The organism is Marinobacter piscis, assembly GCF_007671655.1.
Taxonomy (GTDB): Bacteria; Pseudomonadota; Gammaproteobacteria; order Pseudomonadales; family Oleiphilaceae; genus Marinobacter; species Marinobacter piscensis.
Map to the genome: position 1 here is coordinate 873,998 of NZ_VCGX01000002.1, position 18,909 is coordinate 892,906.

At 54.5% G+C, this 18,909-nt stretch carries 16 protein-coding genes; 4 read left to right on the plus strand and 12 right to left on the minus strand.

The genetic code is table 11. The features are described from left to right. The first annotated feature begins 3 nt into the window (after positions 1 to 3). Entirely contained in the window at positions 4 to 1,131 is a 1,128-nt protein-coding gene (locus tag FFI95_RS09655) for a 3-deoxy-7-phosphoheptulonate synthase (protein WP_144822191.1), read from the plus strand. Beyond that, positions 1,128 to 1,922: a glycerophosphodiester phosphodiesterase gene (locus FFI95_RS09660; RefSeq protein ID WP_144822192.1), complete on the plus strand. Its 795-nt coding sequence runs from the start codon at positions 1,128 to 1,130 to the stop codon at positions 1,920 to 1,922. The genes FFI95_RS09655 and FFI95_RS09660 overlap by 4 nt, the downstream gene beginning before the upstream one ends. A 17-nt stretch (positions 1,923 to 1,939) precedes the next feature. Here the strand turns inward: FFI95_RS09660 and sthA are convergent, their stop codons facing one another. The 10 genes from sthA to FFI95_RS09710 form a co-directional block, all read right to left on the minus strand. Further along, positions 1,940 to 3,331, minus strand: a complete 1,392-nt coding sequence (gene sthA, locus FFI95_RS09665) for a Si-specific NAD(P)(+) transhydrogenase (protein WP_144822193.1) — start codon at positions 3,329 to 3,331, stop codon at positions 1,940 to 1,942. 61 nt (positions 3,332 to 3,392) lie between these two features. Next, positions 3,393 to 3,644 (minus strand): (Na+)-NQR maturation NqrM, encoded by a 252-nt coding sequence (gene nqrM, locus FFI95_RS09670; protein ID WP_144822194.1) that lies wholly within the window; start codon positions 3,642 to 3,644, stop codon positions 3,393 to 3,395. An 11-nt stretch (positions 3,645 to 3,655) separates the two neighbouring features. Beyond that, on the minus strand, positions 3,656 to 4,708 hold the full coding sequence (locus FFI95_RS09675; protein ID WP_144822195.1) for an FAD:protein FMN transferase: 1,053 nt from the start codon (positions 4,706 to 4,708) through the stop codon (positions 3,656 to 3,658). Positions 4,709 to 4,717: 9 nt separating this feature from the next. Then, positions 4,718 to 5,944: an NADH:ubiquinone reductase (Na(+)-transporting) subunit F gene (gene nqrF, locus FFI95_RS09680; protein ID WP_144822196.1), complete on the minus strand. Its 1,227-nt coding sequence runs from the start codon at positions 5,942 to 5,944 to the stop codon at positions 4,718 to 4,720. 37 nt (positions 5,945 to 5,981) lie between these two features. After that, positions 5,982 to 6,590, minus strand: coding sequence for an NADH:ubiquinone reductase (Na(+)-transporting) subunit E (nqrE, locus tag FFI95_RS09685; RefSeq protein WP_144822197.1), 609 nt, complete (start codon positions 6,588 to 6,590; stop codon positions 5,982 to 5,984). After that, positions 6,590 to 7,255, minus strand: coding sequence for an NADH:ubiquinone reductase (Na(+)-transporting) subunit D (locus tag FFI95_RS09690; RefSeq protein WP_144822198.1), 666 nt, complete (start codon positions 7,253 to 7,255; stop codon positions 6,590 to 6,592). The genes nqrE and FFI95_RS09690 overlap by 1 nt, the downstream gene beginning before the upstream one ends. Before the next feature lie 2 nt (positions 7,256 to 7,257). Next, on the minus strand, positions 7,258 to 8,061 hold the full coding sequence (locus FFI95_RS09695; protein ID WP_144822199.1) for a Na(+)-translocating NADH-quinone reductase subunit C: 804 nt from the start codon (positions 8,059 to 8,061) through the stop codon (positions 7,258 to 7,260). After that, positions 8,054 to 9,262, minus strand: a complete 1,209-nt coding sequence (locus tag FFI95_RS09700) for an NADH:ubiquinone reductase (Na(+)-transporting) subunit B (protein ID WP_144822200.1) — start codon at positions 9,260 to 9,262, stop codon at positions 8,054 to 8,056. The genes FFI95_RS09695 and FFI95_RS09700 overlap by 8 nt, the downstream gene beginning before the upstream one ends. A 4-nt stretch (positions 9,263 to 9,266) precedes the next feature. Continuing rightward, on the minus strand, positions 9,267 to 10,613 hold the full coding sequence (locus FFI95_RS09705; RefSeq protein WP_144822201.1) for a Na(+)-translocating NADH-quinone reductase subunit A: 1,347 nt from the start codon (positions 10,611 to 10,613) through the stop codon (positions 9,267 to 9,269). A 258-nt stretch (positions 10,614 to 10,871) separates the two neighbouring features. Continuing rightward, a complete protein-coding gene (locus FFI95_RS09710) occupies positions 10,872 to 12,326 on the minus strand; it encodes a glyceraldehyde-3-phosphate dehydrogenase (protein ID WP_246069498.1) in 1,455 nt (484 codons plus the stop codon). Positions 12,327 to 12,525: 199 nt separating this feature from the next. Between FFI95_RS09710 and mfd the strand changes: the two genes are divergently transcribed. Then, a complete protein-coding gene (mfd, locus tag FFI95_RS09715) occupies positions 12,526 to 16,056 on the plus strand; it encodes a transcription-repair coupling factor (protein ID WP_144822203.1) in 3,531 nt (1,176 codons plus the stop codon). A gap of 43 nt (positions 16,057 to 16,099) precedes the next feature. Continuing rightward, positions 16,100 to 16,825, plus strand: coding sequence for a CsiV family protein (locus tag FFI95_RS09720; RefSeq protein ID WP_246069470.1), 726 nt, complete (start codon positions 16,100 to 16,102; stop codon positions 16,823 to 16,825). Here FFI95_RS09720 and FFI95_RS09725 read toward each other — a convergent pair. Next, complete coding sequence (locus FFI95_RS09725; RefSeq protein ID WP_144822205.1) at positions 16,806 to 17,588, minus strand: S-methyl-5'-thioinosine phosphorylase; 783 nt, start codon at positions 17,586 to 17,588, stop codon at positions 16,806 to 16,808. The genes FFI95_RS09720 and FFI95_RS09725 overlap by 20 nt on opposite strands. Then, on the minus strand, positions 17,585 to 18,886 hold the full coding sequence (locus FFI95_RS09730; RefSeq protein ID WP_144822206.1) for a mechanosensitive ion channel family protein: 1,302 nt from the start codon (positions 18,884 to 18,886) through the stop codon (positions 17,585 to 17,587). The genes FFI95_RS09725 and FFI95_RS09730 overlap by 4 nt, the downstream gene beginning before the upstream one ends. Positions 18,887 to 18,909 lie beyond the last annotated feature (23 nt).

The following is an 18,909-nucleotide window of genomic DNA, read 5'->3' on the forward strand; positions in this document are numbered from 1 at the left end:
CCCATGCTAGCCATTCTTCACCCGGATACCCCTCTGGACGGCGACGCCTACCGCCAGACAATGCATTATCTGGAACATCTGCCGGGGGTATCTGTACGGGTACACGAGATACAGGGCGCTAGCCAGCGCCTGACTGAAATATACCTGCTGGGCGACACCAAACCGCTCAACAAGGAGGAGATTGAAGCCCTTCCTGCGGTTGAGCGCGCCATACGTATCTCTGAAGATTACCGCATTCTGGGCCGCCACCGGGATGACAACCGGCAAACCGGTTTCCATTACAATGGTGTGGACTTCAACCAGTCCGGCCTCAATGTGTTTGCCGGGCTTTGCGCCGTGGATACGCCCGAGCATGTGGAAGCAATGCTGCAGGCGCTGGAAGATAATGGTCAGGTATGTACCCGCATGGGGGCCTACAAGCCCCGCACCAACCCTTATTCTTTCCAGGGGCACGGCAAAGGATGTCTGCCCTGGGTGTTTGAAAAAGCTGGTAAACACGGCATTAAAGTGGTGGCTATGGAAATTACCCATGAAAGCCACATTGAAGAAATTGATACCTGTCTGGAAAAACTGGGACGACCCACCGGCGTTATGCTGCAGGTGGGCACCCGCAACACTCAGAACTTTGAGCTTCTGAAAGCCATTGGCCGGCAGAGAACCTACCCGGTTCTGCTCAAGCGCGGCTTTGGCATTACCCTGAATGAGTCCCTCAACGCGGCGGAATACCTGGCCAGTGAAGGCAACGCCAATGTTATTTTCTGCCTGCGTGGTATGAAAACCGAGGCTGGCCAGCCCCACCGGAACATGGTGGATTTCGCCCATGTACCAGCGGTCAAGCGCCTTACCCGCATGCCGGTCTGCGTCGATCCTTCGCACTCTGTGGGCACCCGGGCAAAATCCCCGGAAGGCATTCTGGATGTGATGCATGCAACTGCCCAGGGCGTGATTGCAGGCGCCAACATGGTGCTGGTGGACTTCCACCCCAAGCCGGAAAAAGCGCTGGTCGACGGGCCTCAGGCACTCTTGATGAACGAATTGCCGGCGTACCTGGAAGACATACAGCTGTGCCACGACACCTGGAAAAAGCGCCAGGCTATTTACCAACGTTTAAGAGGTGAAACACCCGAATGATTGTCTACGGACACCGGGGGGCAAAAGGTGAAGCCCCCGAGAACACCCTGCCCGGCTTTCGCTTTGCTTACGGGCAGGGAGTGCGGCATTTTGAGCTGGATCTGGTGCTGTCCAAAGATGGCGTACCGGTACTGCTGCACGACCTGACAGTCGATCGCACTACTGAAAGCAAAGGCAATGTCAGCCAGTATACGGCTGCAGAGCTCGCAGCCATGGATACCCGCCCGAAAACACGGGCATGGCCGGTAAAGGCGGGTATTCCCTCGCTGGAAGCGTTTCTGGATGAGTTTGAGGACCTTGAGCATGTGCAACTTGAGGTCAAAAAAGACAGCCGTGCCAGACTGAACATCCTCTGCAACCGGTTAACCGAAATTATTCAGCGTCGCAACCTCTATCAGACGACAGCGGTTACCTCATCGGACACCTGGCTTCTGCGGGAAATAAGCAGGCGCAACACCCGCATCCGAACGGGCCTGGTTGCAGAAAGGCGCTTCCCCAAACCTCTCGGACTGGCTGTGCGCTCCGGATGTGACTACCTTTGTATTAACTGGAAGTTGTGCTCACCGGCTCTTGTGGAAAGCGCCAGGCGCAAAGGTATCCATGTGTCCTGCTGGACAGTTAATGGTATTCAGGACATGCTCAAGCTGGAAACCATGGGGGTCGACAGCGTCATTACAGATTATCCTACAAGCACTCTTTTGTACTTTGATAACCGTGCACGTTCTGGTCTGCTGCTGCCTGAGCGGGAGGAAAACATCGTGGCGGGCAACGCTTCCTTGCCCGCCAGCTGAAGCTGGGCCAGCCCGGATCAGAAAATCCGGTTGAGCCCGTTCAACGCCGCAACCCGATACGCTTCCGCCATGGTCGGGTAATTAAACGTTGTATTGATGAAGTAGTTGAGCGAGTTGGCCTCACCCTCCTGGTTCATGATGGCCTGGCCGATGTGAACAATCTCGGCCGCCTGGTCACCAAAACAGTGTATACCCAGAATCTGCCGTGTTTCACGATGGAACAGTATCTTCAGCATACCCACCGCTTCACCGGTAATCTGAGCCCGGGCAAGGTCCTTGAAAAACGCCTGCCCCACTTCATAGGGCACCTTGGCCTCTGTCAGTTCCCTTTCGGTTTTGCCTACGGAGCTGATTTCCGGAATCGTATAAATGCCGGTGGGCACATCGGTGACAAACCTGAAGTAATCATCTTCTACAATATCAGAAGACGCCGAACGGCCCTGGTCATAGGCAGCACTTGCCAGACTGGGCCAGCCGATCACATCCCCCACCGCATAGATGTTTTCAACTTCCGTGAGGTAATGCTCATCAACGGACAGCTGCCCACGGCTATTCGGTACCAGCCCGATATTCTCAAGCGCCAGCTTGTCGGTGTTCCCCGTACGGCCGTTGCACCACAAAAATGCATCGGCGCGGATCTTCTTGCCGGATTGCAGAGACAGAACCACACCGTGGTCATCACCATCTACCGACTCGTACTGTTCATTATGGCGAACAAGTACACCGTTATTACGCAGGTGATAACTCAGCGCATCGGAAATCTCGTCATCAAGAAACGACAGCAGGCGGCTACCCGGGTTGATCAGGTCAACTTTTACACCGAGCCCGGCAAAAATAGACGCATACTCGGAGCCAATAACACCTGCGCCGTAAATAATCAGCGTGCGCGGTGTATGGGACAGATTCAGGATGGTGTCCGAGTTGTAAATCCGGTGATGGCGGAAATCGACATCCGGCGGCAGATAAGGCCGTGAGCCGGTGGCAATGATTACCTGCTTGAAGTACAGAGTCTCCAGGGAGTTATTGCCACGCACTTCCAGCCGGTTCCCATCAATGAATTGGGCACGGCCGTTGATGCGATCGACACGGTTACGGGAGTAGAACTGGGTTCTCAGCTTTACCTGCTTGCCAATCACTTTCTGGGCATTCTGCAACACCTGAGGGAATGAAAACCAGCGAGGCTCGCCGATATCCCGGAACATCTGATTGGTGTTAAAAGTAATGATCTGCTTGACTGAATGCCGCAACGCTTTCGAAGGAATCGTGCCCCAGTGGGTACAGTTTCCTCCCACTGTCGGTTTATCGTCTACCATGGCAACACGCTTGCCATGCTTCGTCGCATTCATTGCTGCACCTTCTCCGGAAGGTCCAGCACCGATAACGACAACATCATAATGATGTTCCGCCATACGCGCAGTAACTCCTTATCTACGTCTGAAAATTTGTAGTTATCCGAACCTGCCCAGGGGCTTAGCGCGTACGTTCTGTGCTGGCTGCATCATAAGCCAGGCTTTCAGGCGCTGCCGCTTCCGAGGCGACGCGCTGGTTCTCTTCCTCACATTTCTGGGTATTGCCGCCGCAGATATCGCAGGATGCACTGAGACCCAGTGCGCCAATACCCCCACAGGTGCCACTGATTGGCTTACGGCCGAAGATCACACCCACGGACATGGCAGTAACCAGCAAAACCACAATCATAAAAACCAGGAGAAAGGTACCCATAGTGCCACCTCTTACTGAGTAACATAAGACGAAAAGGCCGGAGTCTGATGAGACTCAAAACCATTATCCGTCCGGATAATAAAATAAGCGGGAATGTTTTCCCGGGTTGCAACGGCTTTTGCACGCTCGTAACCCATAACTGTAAACCCGGTTGCCAATGCATCCGCTGTCATGCTGTCGTCGGTGATAACCGTAACAGACGCCAAGTGATGCTCAATCGGATGTCCAGTTTCCGGGTCTATTGTATGGGATAATCGACGCCCTTCCGATTCGTAATAGTTACGATAGTCCCCGGACGTTGCCATTGCCATCGAAGGCAGGTTAACAATGCGGTTAACCGTTTGCTTCCCCTTCTCAGCGGGCTGCTCGATCGCCAGCCGCCACACACTGCCATCCGGCTTCTGGCCCTGTGTGCGTATTTCACCGCCAATTTCGACCAGGTAAGCCTCAACCCCTTCGCGGTCCAGATAGCGTGCAACGACATCTACCCCATAGCCCTTGGCAATGCCGGACAAGTCGATGTACTGGTGTGAAGACGCTTTCAGTGCCGGCGGATCAGCCCTCAAGGACAGTTTTTCAAACCCGGTTTCTGCCAGCTTCCGGGCAAGCTCTTCTTCTGTCGGTGTCTCTACCGGCCGACCGTCCGGACCAAACCCCCAAAGGTTAACGACCGGCCCTATGGTAATGTCAAACGCGCCTTCGGTCAGTGCGGAAATTTCCTGGGAGCGAGCCAACACCTCATACAGTGCGTCTGAAACGGATGTCCAGTCTGACTGGTCTTCCAGGCGATTGAACTGTGACAGTTCAGAGTCTTCTCTCCACGTCGACATAGAGGCATCCACACCTTCGAGCGCGTCTTCAATGCCCTGGGCGAGTGCTTCCATCCGCTCCTGATCCTCTGGCAACACCACACTGATGTGATAGCGGGTGCCAAACATCTGGCCGGAGATTTCCCAGACTTTTTCCTCTGGCTGAAACGAGCAACCCGCCAAGGCCGCCACAGCCAGCATCATAAAGATGCTGGCCACGGCCGCCCGGGCGGGTTGGACTATGCTGCATGTCATTTTAAGGGCTTATCCTCCGAAGTCATCCAGCATAATATTCTCTTCTTCTACACCCAGGTCTTTCAGCATCTTGATCACAGATGCGTTCATGATCGGGGGCCCACACATGTAGTACTCACAATCTTCGGGCGCCGGATGGTCCTTCAGATACTTGTCGTACAGCACGTTGTGGATAAAGCCCGTCGGGCCATCCCAGTTATCATCAGGCAGTGCGTCTGAGAGCGCCACATGCCATTCGAAGTTTTCGTTTTCTTTCTCAAGCGTGTCGAAGTCTTCCACGTAGAACATTTCGCGGACACTCCGGGCGCCGTACCAGAAGCTGATCTTGCGATCGGTCTTCAGGCGCTTGAGCTGGTCGAAGATATGGGAGCGCATGGGTGCCATTCCGGCACCACCACCGATAAAAATCATTTCGGCATCGGTCTTCTTGGCAAAGAATTCACCGAATGGTCCCATGACCGTAACCTTATCTCCCGGCTTCAGGTTGAACGCATAGCTGGACATAATGCCCGGCGAGTGATCAGTACCCGGAGGCGGTGTTGCAATACGAATATTGAACTTGAGAACGCCTTTCTCTTCAGGGTAGTTCGCCATGGAGTAGGCACGAACCGTCTCTTCCTTGTTGATGGTTTTGTAACGCCAGATATCGTGCTTGTCCCAGTCTTCGCGGAACTCTTCTTCAATATCGAAATCCTTGAAATCGATCTCGAAGGGGCCACACTCAAGCTGAACATAACCACCGGCGCGGAAGTCCACTTCTTCGCCTTCAGGCAGTTTCAGAACCAACTCTTTAATAAAGGTTGCAACGTTGTGGTTGGACACAACCTCGCACTCCCACTTCTTGACCCCGAAGAACTCCTCAGGAACCTCAATTTTCATGTCCTGTTTGACAGGAACCTGGCACGACAGCCGCCAGCCCTCCTTTTCTTCACGGTTAGTGAAGTGGGTCTTTTCTGTGGGCAGCATGGCACCGCCACCTTCAAACACCTTGCACTTGCACTGGGCGCAGGTCCCGCCACCGCCACAGGCTGAGGAAAGGAAAATTCCGCTGCCGGCCAGGGTACCCAGGAGCTTGCCCCCGGCTTCCGTCTTCAGGGTGTGCTCCGGGTCGTCGTTGATTTCGATGGTCACATCACCGGTACTTACCAGTTTGGATCTTGCGGCGAGGATGATCGCCACAAGCGCCAGAACGATAACGGTGAACATGACCACGCCGAGTATTATTTCTGTATACATGGTCTCGCCTTTTCGTTAAACCGCATCACCGGGTGAATTACAGGGAAATTCCCGAGAAGGACATAAAGCCAAGGGACATCAGACCTACGGTTATGAAGGTGATTCCCAGGCCACGCAGACCGTCCGGAACATCGCTGTACTTCAGTTTTTCACGGATACCGGCCAGAGCAATAATAGCCAGAGCCCAGCCCACACCGGCGCCAAAGCCATAAACCACACTCTCGCCGAACGAGTAGTCACGCTCTACCATGAACAACGCTGCACCCAGGATGGCGCAGTTAACGGTGATCAACGGCAGAAACACGCCCAGTGCGGAGTAGAGTGCCGGAATATATTTATCCAGAACCATTTCCATAATCTGGACAATGGCTGCAATAACACCAATGTAGGTGATCAGCCCCAGGAAGCTCAGATCCACATTCGGAAGCCCCGCCCATGAGAGCGCACCTTCACGCAGAATGTTGTTGTAGATCAGGTTGTTCACCGGCACGGTTACGGTCAGAACGACAACAACCGCAATGCCCAGGCCTGTAGCAGCTTCAACCTTCTTGGAGATGGCAAGGAACGTGCACATACCCAGGAAGAACGCAAGCGCCATGTTCTCAATGAAAATTGCCTTAAGAAGCAGGCTGATATAATGCTCCATCAGAAGGCCTCCTTATGAGTGTGGCGGGACATCTTGAAGTCCGGTTCTTCAACCTGCTCAGGCATCCAGGTACGCAGACCCCAGATCGCAAGCCCGATAATGAAGAAGGCGCTGGGCGGAAGTAACAGCAGCCCGTTGGTAATGTACCAGCCACCTTCGTTAACCGGAGTCAGCAGAGTGACGCCGAACAGCGAACCGGCACCGAGCAGTTCCCGGAAAAATGCCACAAACAGCAGCATGACCGAGTAGCCTACACCGTTACCAACACCGTCCAGGAAGCTCAGCCAAGGGCCGTTTTGCATAGCAAAACCCTCTGCCCGACCCATCACGATGCAGTTGGTAATGATCAGTCCGACAAACACGGAAAGCTGCTTACTGATTTCGTAGGCGTAAGCTTTCAGGACCTGATCCACCACAATAACCAGTGAGGCAATGATCGTCATCTGAACGATAATCCGGATACTGGCCGGGATCTGGGTACGAGCCAGGGAGACCGCCAGGTTTGAACACGCAGTTACTGCAATAACCGACAGACACATAACAATGGTTACGCTCATGCTTGTGGTTACCGCAAGCGCTGAACAGATACCCAGGATCTGTAGCCCGATCGGGTTGTTACTGAAGATCGGCTCAAATAGAACCTGCTTGGCGTTTACTTCAGCCATGGTCAGACCTCCCCTTCACGAAGTTTCTTGAGGAAGGTGGCATAACCCTGGTCACCCATCCAGTAATTAACCAGCTGCTCAACGCCACGGCTGGTCAGCGTCGCACCGGACAGGGCATCCACCTTGTGTTGCTTGTTCGGCGTATCCGCGCCTACCCCGCCTTTGAGCAGGCGAATCTTCGGCTCGGTTTTATCCGCGTCATAAAGTTCCTTGCCAACCCACTGGGACTTCCAGCGTGGGTTATCCACTTCGCCACCAAGGCCAGGTGTTTCTGCGTGCGAATAGAACCCCAGCCCTTCGATCGTGTTCAGATCACCCTCCAGGGACATAAAGCCATACAGGGTGGACCACAGGCCGTATCCGTGCACAGGCAGCACCACACGTTTGATATCACCGTTTTCGCTCAACGTGTAAATCTTGGCCACGTTGGGACGACGCTTGATGCCGGCTTTGTCCGCCGAAGACAAAATGTTCGTCGACATTTCAGGGTCGGAGGAGGCTTTGTACATATCGTACTTCATCGGGTCTTCAACCCCGACAGCAGACGGCTCAACATAGTCACCGGTATCAAGGTCAACCAGTCGCACGTCAAACTCAGCGAACGTGCGCTCGATTTCTTCGGCACTGGCGCCTTCGTTAAGCATGCCCGCGGCAGACAGGATATTCGTCTTGATATCCAGGTTCTGGTTCTGTACCTGCAGAGGCCGCAGAACGACCGCCGCAGTGGACACCACCACGGAGAACACAATACTCAGTACCAGAGCAACCAGCAGCGTTCTGGAGACGGTTTCTTTAGCTTTAGCCACGAGCAAGCCTCCGTTTAACGTTTGCCTGAACCACATAATGGTCCATAAGCGGCGCAAAAAGGTTGGCGAACAGGATCGCCAGCATAATGCCTTCCGGGAAGGCCGGGTTAACAACCCGGATCAGTACCGTCATCACACCCACCAGAATACCGAAACACCACCGGCCTGTATTGGTCATGGAGGCAGAAACCGGATCGGTTGCCATGAACATCATGCCGAAGGCAAAGCCCCCCATTACCAGGTGCCAGTGTGCCGGAACCGTGAACATCGGGTTGGTGGCTGAGCCGATTACGTTCATGAGTACAGCGGTTGCGATCATGCCGATCAGCACGCCACCCACTATCCGGTAGCTGGCAATACCCATTCCTACAAGAATCAGGCCACCGATCATCACTGCCAGCGTGGAGGTTTCACCCACTGAGCCCTGAACCGTGCCCATGAAGGCGCTCATCCAGCCAATGTTGGCTTCCAGAGCCTCAAGACCGCCACTGGCCGCCCAGCTGAGCGCGGTTGCGCCACTGAAGCCATCAACCGCCGTCCACACAGTATCGCCGGAGATTTGTGCCGGGTAGGCAAAGTACAGAAACGCCCTGCCGGTTAATGCCGGGTTAAGGAAGTTTTTACCGGTACCACCGAACACTTCCTTACCAATCACAACACCAAAGGTAATACCCAGAGCCACCTGCCACAAGGGAATCGTGGGCGGACAAATCAGCGCAAACAGGATCGAGGTTACAAAGAAGCCTTCGTTGACTTCATGACGACGCACGGTTGCAAACAGAACTTCCCAGATGCCGCCAACAATAAAGGTAACCGCATAAATGGGAACAAAGTACGCCACTCCGTACACAAAGTTATCCCAGATACCGGCACCGGCTCCGGTTACCGCCAGCGCCTGAATAAAGGCTGTGCGCAGACCGCCATCACCCACCAGAGCATCCGGGTTGGATGCCAGGAAGTTGTTGGCCTGGAAACCGATATTCCACATACCAAAGAACATCGCCGGAAAGGCACACAACCATACCGTGATCATAATGCGCTTCAGGTCAATGCCATCACGCACGTGGGAGGTTGTGGAGGTTACCGAACCCGGTGTGTAAAAAATGGTATCAGCAGCTTCATACAGAGCGTACCAGCGCTCGTATTTGCCACCCTGTTCAAAATGATGCTCGATTCCATCGAGAAACTGTCGGATAGACATCGTATTAGCCCTCGATCTCGATTCGGGTCAGGTTCTCACGGAGAATCGGACCGTATTCATATTTACCCGGACACACAAAGGTGCACAGTGCCAGATCTTCTTCTTCCAGTTCCAGAGCGCCGAGCTTCTGCGCCATTTCGGTATCCCCGACAATCAGCGACCTGAGCAACTGGGTAGGCAGGATATCCAGCGGCATCACTTTCTCATACGCACCGACCGGTACCATGGCCCGCTCACTACCGTTTGTAGTTGTGGTGAAGTTGAACCGCTTGTTACTGGCAAGTTTGGACAAGTAAATGTTCAGCACCGAGAACTTGTTTGCACCTGGCGTCAGCCAACCCATAAAGTAACGCTTGGTTCCTTCCTCCAGAATAGAGACCTGGTTAGCGAAGCGACCAAGATAAGCAACCGGACCCTCACCACGACGGCCACCGAACACAGACCCGGAAATAGCACGAATCTCATCGCCCGGGGTAACCTCACCCTCGAGAAGCTCTGTAAGGCTGGCGCCCACACGGGTACGGACCAGGCGTGGCTTCCGGGCCCTGGGGCCACCCAACGCAACGATGCGGCCAGCATTGAGCTCACCTGTGGTGAACAGCTGCCCGATATCGATCACATCCTGATAATTGACAGTCCAGACGGTCTTGGAGGCGGACACCGGATCAAGATAATGGATATGCGTACCGACGTTTCCGGCCGGGTGTACGCCGTCAAACTGCTGAATCTCGAATCTGTCCGTTTTGGGTACAGACACATCCGAACCGGGACGGCCGGTTATGAATACCTTGCCCGAGGTCAGATGGCTGAGAACCGTCAGTCCATTCTCAAAATCTGCCGCATGCTCAGCGATGATCACTGTGGGATCGGCCGCCAGCGGATTGGTGTCCATGACAGAGACAAAGATAGAGTGCGGCGCACTGTCGATTTCCGGCGTTTTACTGTAAGGCCGGGTCTTCAGGGCGGTCCACAAACCGGACCCAACCAGATTATCGACAACCTGCTGACGCTCAAGACCCGCAAGATCAGAGTCATTGTAACGGGCAAATGTTTCAGCTTCGTCGCCATCAACTTCGATAACAATGGACTGAAATACCCGACGCGCACCGCGATTGATTTCTTTCACCACCCCCGCGGCGGGTGACGTATAACGAACGCCCTCGGTCTTCTTATCCGTGAACAGCAGCGTACCGCGCTTAACACGGTCTCCCTCTTTAACAGCCATTGTCGGCTTCATGCCGTTGTAGTCGTAGCCAATCAACGCCACATGGCGCACTGGCTTTCCATCTGTAATGGTCTGTTCGGGAGTGCCGCTGATGGGAAGATCCAGGCCTTTTTTGATCTTGATCATTAGCCTCATCCAATCATCAGAAACTGGTTATGAATTCGCATGGCCTGGCCCCAGCGGCCCAGAGTACTTGAGAAACAGGAAGCCAGACATACCAAAAATCGCGACAATTATAGAGTTTAAGGCACGCTATTTCCACCGGAAACGCAGACCGGTTTGTGCGGATACGTAACCACTTGCAATTTGCCTTCACTCAAAAAAAACCCGGCACCTTGCGGCACCGGGTCTGAGAGATGACTACACCGTAGCTGGCGTACTCACTCAGTCACGCGAGCGCTTGGGAAAGATCGGGTAATCAACCCCCGCCATCTGATTCACCACACGAACCACCTGAGCACTATAACCGAATTCGTTGTCGTACCAAACGTACAGAATCAGGCGCTTGCCCCCGGCAACAGTGGCCTGAGCATCAACAATCCCGGCGTGCCTTGAGCCCACAAAATCAGTAGAAACCACTTCGGGCGAGTTCACAAAATCTATCTGCTTCTGCAGTTCGGAGTGCAAAGCCATGTCGCGCAGGTAGTCGTTTACACCTTCAACGTCCACGTCTTTTGCCAGATTCAGATTCAGAATGGCCATGGACACGTTGGGCGTCGGAACCCGGATTGCGTTCCCGGTCAACTTACCGGTCAACTCCGGCAACGCCTTGGAAACCGCTTTTGCTGCACCTGTCTCGGTAATTACCATGTTCAGGGCAGCACTGCGTCCGCGGCGACTGCCTTTATGGTAATTATCAATCAGGTTCTGGTCGTTGGTGTAGGCGTGAACCGTTTCAACATGCCCGTCTTCAATACCATACTCGTCGTGAATCGCTTTCAGAACCGGAGTAATGGCGTTGGTGGTACAGGACGCAGCCGACAGAATCTTGTCTTCATCAGTGATCCAGTCGTTGTTGATGCCGTACACAATGTTCTTGATATCGCCCTTGCCAGGCGCTGTCAGGATAACGCGGCTTACACCTTTGGACTTGAGGTGCAGGCCCAGGCCCTCTTCATCCCGCCACTTACCAGTGTTATCGATGACAATGGCATTGTCGATGCCATACTGGGTGTAATCCACCTTGTCCGGGCCATCCGAGTAAATCACCTTGATGTAATTGCCGTTGGCAATCAGGGCAGAGTCTTCTTTATCCACACGAATTGTGCCATTGAAAGGACCGTGTACTGAGTCACGGCGCAGCAGGCTGGCGCGCTTTTGCAAATCATTATCTGCACCACCCGGGCGAACCACAATAGCCCGCAGGCGAAGGTTGTTACCACCGCCGGCCTTTTCAATAAGAATACGGGCCAGCAACCTCCCGATACGACCAAAGCCATACAGCACGACATCTTTGGTGCCATTGCTGGCGTCTTCTTCAGACTGTGCAGGATACTGCCCCACCACCGGGCCGATTTCCTGTTTCAGGAATTCTGTCAGATCGCCACCGACCTGCCTGAACTTTACCGCCAACTTCCCAATGTCCACGTGGGCGCGGCCCAGCTCCATCTGATCCATGGCCTGCAGGATGGGCAGCGTATCGTTAACGGACAGCTCACCACTTTCTACCTGACGTACGTAGCGATGGGCGCGGATAATGTCGATAACCGACTGATTAATAATGGCACGACCATAAACGGAAGTAACAATGTTATTTTTCCGGTAAAGGCGACCAATCAGCGGAATCATTGCCTCCGCAGTAGCTTCTCTGTCCATCCAGTTAGACAGGCACTGGTTCATCTGTTCGTGGCTCACGGTAAAACCCCTGTTTAGCACATGGAATAATTCAGGTGGCGTATTATCCAACTTAAACCTGCTTTCAGCAAATCGGAACTGGCATATACATCGTAACTCTACTGCCATGACACGGGCATCCGCCGGCGGTAGAATAGCCGCCGCGCCAGACCCCAAACCTAACAGTCGGAGATTACAACCGCTCATGAGTCAAGGTGTCCCTACTTCCGCCGCGCCGAAAACATTGATTGCACCGGCCTTCCCCGTAAAAGCAGCCGACCACCGGACCTGGGGACAACTGCACGGCAGCGCGGACGCCCTCGCTATTTGCGAAAGTGCCCGGGTACACAAGGGGCTTACCTTAGTAATTACCCGTAGTACAGCCGAAGCAATCCGCCTTGAACAGTCCCTGCGCTTTTTTCTCGGTCTGAGCCCGGGGAACGGCGGCGCAGTTGTGACTGAAGAGGAGCTGGAGCTGTTGTCACTTCCTGACTGGGAAACCCTGCCGTATGATCTGTTTTCTCCTCACCAGGACATAGTTTCACAACGCATCCGCGCTTTGCACCGACTACCTGCCACTGAACATGGCATTATTGTGGTTCCGGCCCGCACCCTGATGCACAGGTTACCGCCGGCAGACTACCTGCAGGGCAACACGCTCCTGCTGGAAACCGGCCAGTCCCTCAACACAGACACTTGGCGGCAGCAACTGGCAACTGCCGGTTACCGTCATGCAGAAAACGTATACGAACACGGGGAGTATGCGGTTCGCGGTTCTATTATTGATATCTACCCCATGGGCTCCGATCTGCCCTACCGGATCGACCTGTTTGATAACGAAATAGAAACACTGCGCACGTTCGACCCGGAAACCCAGAGATCCATCGACCGCATTGAGCGCATTGAGCTGTTACCCGCCTACGAATTTCCATGGCACAAAGAAGCCAGGTCCGGCTTTCGCAACCGCTGGTTCGAGCAATTTCCCCACGCCGATAAGAGTGCACCTGTTTACCAGGACGTCAGTAACGGGATTACGCCGCCGGGCATTGAGTATTACCTGCCGCTGTTTTTCGATCAGACGGCTACTCTGTTCGACTACCTGCCGGCCAACACGCATGTTTTTACCGCTGCGGGCCTGAATGACGCCGTCCATATGTTTGACAGTGAAACCCGCAGCCGCTACGAGGAACGCCGGCATGACCTGCATCGGCCCATCCTGCCGCCTGCGACTCTGTTTTTGCTGCCGGATGAGCTGTTTGGCCACCTGAAAGCCTTCCCGCGGGTAACGACCACCACAGAAACAGCAAAGGGCGGCGGGGCCGTTAATTGCACCACCCAACCGCTGCCCGATATCGCCATGAACGCCCGCGCCGCAGACCCCGCAGGTAAACTCAGAGGCTTTCTGGAGGGCTTTGAGGGTCGCGCACTTATTTGCGCCGAATCGTCCGGGCGTCGAGAGGCCCTGATAGACACCCTCTCCGAGAACAAATTCACACTGGAAGGGTTTGACTGCTGGCAGGACTTCCTGGCGGATGAGAGCGCGCCTCTGGGAATTACCACAGCCCCGATTGATCAAGCCCTTGTGCTTCCAGAGCAGCGAATCGCCCTGATAACCGAAACAGCCCTGTTCGGCGAGCGCGTCCTGCAAAGCCGCCGACGGGAAAAACCCACAGACGTTGATGACAACGCCTTTCGTGACCTTTCCGAGCTTCGTACCGGCTCACCTGTTGTTCACATAGACCACGGAGTCGGCCGTTATCTGGGTCTGGAAACCATTACGGTAGAAGGCGACGCCAGCGAGTTTCTGATGCTTGAGTACGCTGGAGGCTCAAAACTATATGTTCCCGTATCCAGCTTGCATCTGATTTCCCGATACGCGGGCACGGACACAGAGCATGCCCCTTTGCACAAACTGGGCACGGAACGTTGGAACACCGCCAAACAGAAAGCCCTGGAAAAAATCCGCGATACGGCCGCTGAGCTTCTTGATGTTTACGCCCGCCGGGAAGCTCGCAAAGGCTACGCCTTTGAAAACCCCAAAGAAGCCTACCAGGCATTTGCGGCCGGATTTCCCTTTGAAGAAACACCGGATCAGCAAATGGCGATTGAAGCGGTGTTTGAGGATATGACCAGCGATAAACCCATGGATCGTCTGGTGTGCGGTGATGTTGGTTTTGGCAAAACCGAAGTAGCCATGCGTGCCGCCTTCCTGGCCACCTGGTCCGGTAAGCAGGTAGCAGTGCTGGTGCCCACCACTCTGCTAGCGCAGCAGCACTATGACTCATTCCGGGACCGCTTCTCGGACACACCGGTCAGCATCGAATTGCTCAGCCGCTTCCGCAGCAGCCGTGAAACCAGCAAAGCCATGGAAGCACTTGAAAGCGGCCAAGCCGATATTGTGATCGGCACTCACAAACTCCTGCAAGGCACCACTCGGTTCAAGAACCTTGGCCTGGTTATTATTGATGAGGAACACAGGTTCGGCGTCGGCCAGAAAGAAAAGCTTAAAGCCCTGCGCGCCGAGGTGGATATGCTGAACCTCACCGCCACGCCTATTCCCAGAACTCTGAACATGGCCATGGGACACTTACGGGACTTGTCCATCATCGCGACACCACCGGCCCGGCGACTTTCAGTAAAAACCTTTGTACGCCAGCGAGAGGAGGCCATGATAAAAGAAGCTATCCTGCGGGAGGTCCTCCGGGGTGGCCAGGTATACATGCTCCACAACGATGTAGCGAGTATCGAACGAACGGCCGAGGATCTCCGGCGTCTGGTTCCGGAAGCCCGCGTGGGTGTCGCCCACGGGCAAATGCGTGAGCGACAACTGGAACAGATCATGTCAGACTTTTATCACAAGCGCTTCAACGTATTGGTGTGCACTACCATTATTGAAACTGGCATAGACATTCCCAGTGCTAACACCATTATCATTGAGCGCGCTGATAAATTCGGCCTGGCGCAACTGCATCAGCTCCGGGGTCGGGTTGGCCGTTCCCATCATCAAGCTTACGCCTATCTGCTGACGCCTCCCCCAAAAGCCATCTCTGCAGATGCCAAAAAGCGCCTGGAAGCCATTTCCGAAGCTCAGGACCTGGGCGCCGGCTTTATGCTGGCAACCCACGACCTGGAAATTCGCGGCGCCGGCGAACTGCTCGGCGACGAGCAGAGCGGCCAGATCGAAAACATTGGCTTTACTTTGTACATGCAACTTCTGGACGAAGCCGTAAAAGCCATTCGTGAAGGCCGCACCCCCAATGCAGAGCTACCTCTGAGCCACGGCACGGAAATGAATCTGCGCATCCCGGCACTGATTCCCGAGGATTACCTGCCAGATGTCCATAACAGGCTGATGCTTTATAAACGCATTGCCAGTGTAAGCGACCGGAATGCATTAAAAGAACTTCAGGTTGAGATGATCGACCGCTTCGGATTATTGCCTGAGCCGGCCAAAAATCTGATCCGGCAAACCCAGCTACGGCTTCAGGCCGAAGCCCTGGGCATTGTCAAAGTAGATGCTGGCAAGGAATGGGCCAGCCTTGAGTTTGGTAACGCCACCCCGGTCGACCCGCTGGTTCTGGTTAACAAAATGCAATCCGCGCCGGACACTTACCGCCTGGATGGCGCCAACAGTTTCCGTTTTCGGCTGAAGGACACCTCAACCAATGGTAAACTCGACGGTATTGCAGCAATGCTGAGCGAACTCATGCCGGAAAAAAGCGCAGCCACTGCCTGACCACCGCCTGAAAACAGGGCCCTGAAAAAACTGGAGCATTCTCTTGCAGACAGACAGTAACCGCCTGTGCCAGCGCTTGGCACACACCCTGCTGGCCGTTTTATTGGCAATAACTTCTGTGGCCGCTCACGCCCAACAGGGGTCTGACAACCTCTACCGGGCGGAATTTGTGATCCTTGAACGTATTATCGCGCCGGATGCGGTGAATGAGCGCATGGCTAGCCACCAGGTGAAGCCCCCGGTAAATACCCGCAAAACCCTGTACAGCGTAGCTGGCGATGGCAGCACTCACTCGTCTCTGAAGCTATCCGGGCGCAACCAGCTGTACCTTGGTAATGCGGCTAACCGGCTGGAAAACAGCGGTAAGTACCGGGTGCTGATGGCAACCGGCTGGTACCAGAGTTTCCCGCAAAACTACCAGGGCGAACCCCTGCGTGTGGAAATCGGGGACTGGCTTTCCCGGGCGGGCCAGAGAGAAATAGAAGGCCATATCAAAATCGACCGGAAACGCTATCTGCACGTTAACGTTCACCTGAATCACTGGCAGGAGGGCAAGGTTGCCACCTCTGCCGTTACCGCCAGCGGTGAGCCAGACGCTACGCCAGAATCTTCAGCTGCCGTGGGTGCAGAACAGAACCTGGAACCTGAAGTGCCGCTGGAACTGTTGACCTGGATCCGCGAAACCCGCCGGATGCGCAGTGAGGAAATCCATTTTCTGGACTCCCCCACCATTGGCGTTCTGATATTTTTCAGGAAGGTAAATCGGTAAGGGCTGCCAGTCCGGCTACCGAGGCTTCAAGAATGCGGTGTACACCAGACATACCTTTCTCGATGGCGGCCTCGATTTCCTTCATGGACACCACCTGATCTGACTTCCCGGCCGCCCGGTTCACCACCAGCCCCAGGCACACGTAGCGCATCCCCAGTTCCGCCGCCAGGGCGGCCTCGGGCATGCCAGTCATGCCCACCAGATCACAACCATCCCGCTCCAGGCGTCGTACCTCTGCAGCGGTTTCAAGCCTTGGACCCTGGGTGGCGCCATAAACACCAAAACCGGAAAATGCCACATTATGAGCCGTTGCAGCCTGTATCAGAATATCCCGCGCGGCCTGATCGTATGGCCAGGTAAAATCGATGTGAGTGACGTCTTCCAGATCGCCCTCAAAAAAAGTCCCTGACCGACCCCAGGTGTAATCAATAATCTGGTCGGGGATGACGACACAGGCCGGCTCCATATCTGAATGTATCCCGCCAACCGCGTTCACCCCGACAACCGTGCGCACTCCGGCATCGTACAGGGCCTTGATATTCGCCCGGTAGTTAACCTCATGGGGTGGTATCCGGTGCGGATTCCCGTGTCGCGATAAAAAAACAACAGACTGGCCTTGCAGCGATCCGCGGGTCAGTGCTGATGAAGGCACCCCATAGGGGGTGGCTGCGGCTTGTCGGCCGACCACCTCTAACTCTGCAAGGCTTGTCAGACCTGTGCCCCCGATAATCCCAACCACACGATTGTCAGTTTCTGTGCTCAATCTCCCTCTCCTTCTCCATCTTCCCCTTCCAGGGATTGTTCACCAACGTCACCCGCCCGGGTATCCTGGCGACAGCTGCGTTCATGCTTCCTGCCACTATTCCTGCTGCGGAAGGCGCGTTTTGTATCGGCTGTTTCTTTGTTTGCTCCTTCCTCATTCTCCGGTTCCGCGTCAACAGACTCCTTCTCATGCTCAGCCAGCCAGCTTTCGTCACCAAAATGTATGGTCTGCGTCGGGAAAGCTACCTGACCACCATGACCTTCAATAACATCACTGATTTTCAGAAGCACATCCTGCTTCACCTCATGGTACCGAACCCATTGGGTGGTTTTGGTGAAGGCATAAATCATAATCTCCAGTGAGGATTGACTGAAAGCGAGAAAGTTAACAATCAACGTTTGTTTACTATCAATATCATCATGCTGTTCCAGCATGGTACGGATGTCTGCAACAATCTCCGCCATCTGGCTGACATCAGCATAACGAATCCCGATGGTCTCAGAGATTCGCCGATTCGTCATTCGTGAGGGGTTCTCGACTGCGATGGTTGTAAAGGCCGCGTTGGGAACATAGAGGGGGCGTTTATCAAACGTCCGGATAGTCGTAAGCCGCCAGCCTATGTGCTCCACCGTTCCTTCAATGTTGCGATCCGGCGAACGTACCCAGTCGCCTACCTTGAACGGCCGGTCCAGGTGAATAATAAAGCCCCCGAAAAAGTTCGCCAGCAGGTCTTTGGCGGCGAAACCAACGGCAATCCCCCCAACACCCCCAAAAGCCATTACCCCGGATATACTGAACCCCAGTGACTGCATCCCAATGAGCACCGCGGTCACAATAACCACCGCACGCAACAGCTTGCTTATCGCGTTTACGGTGGTGTAATCCATGGGCTTTTGCATTTTTACTGGGGAGACAAGAATATTCTCACCCCGTTTTATCAGCCGGATCAGCGCCCAGACCAGGACAATGATGAAGCCGATCCGCATGAGCACTCCATTTGCCTGGAATATCTCGGCGGAAGAATAATGGTGAGCCACCTCCGCAGCCCAGTACACGCCCTGCATCCAGATAAACGCCACCAGCGGGGCGCGCGCTGCATGCAGTGCTGTGTCGTCCCAGAGATTCTGGGTTTTAGCGAATTTCCGTTCTAAAGCCGCGATCACGTGGCTGGCAATATACGCAGTGGCAGCCGTGCCCAGCACCAATACAAATACGATAATGCCTGCCCGCCAGCCTTCCGTAAGCACACCAAAGCTTTTGATCCAGCCATTCAGGGTGACCATCATTTCTCCGATCATCGGAATCCTCTACTCACTTTTGT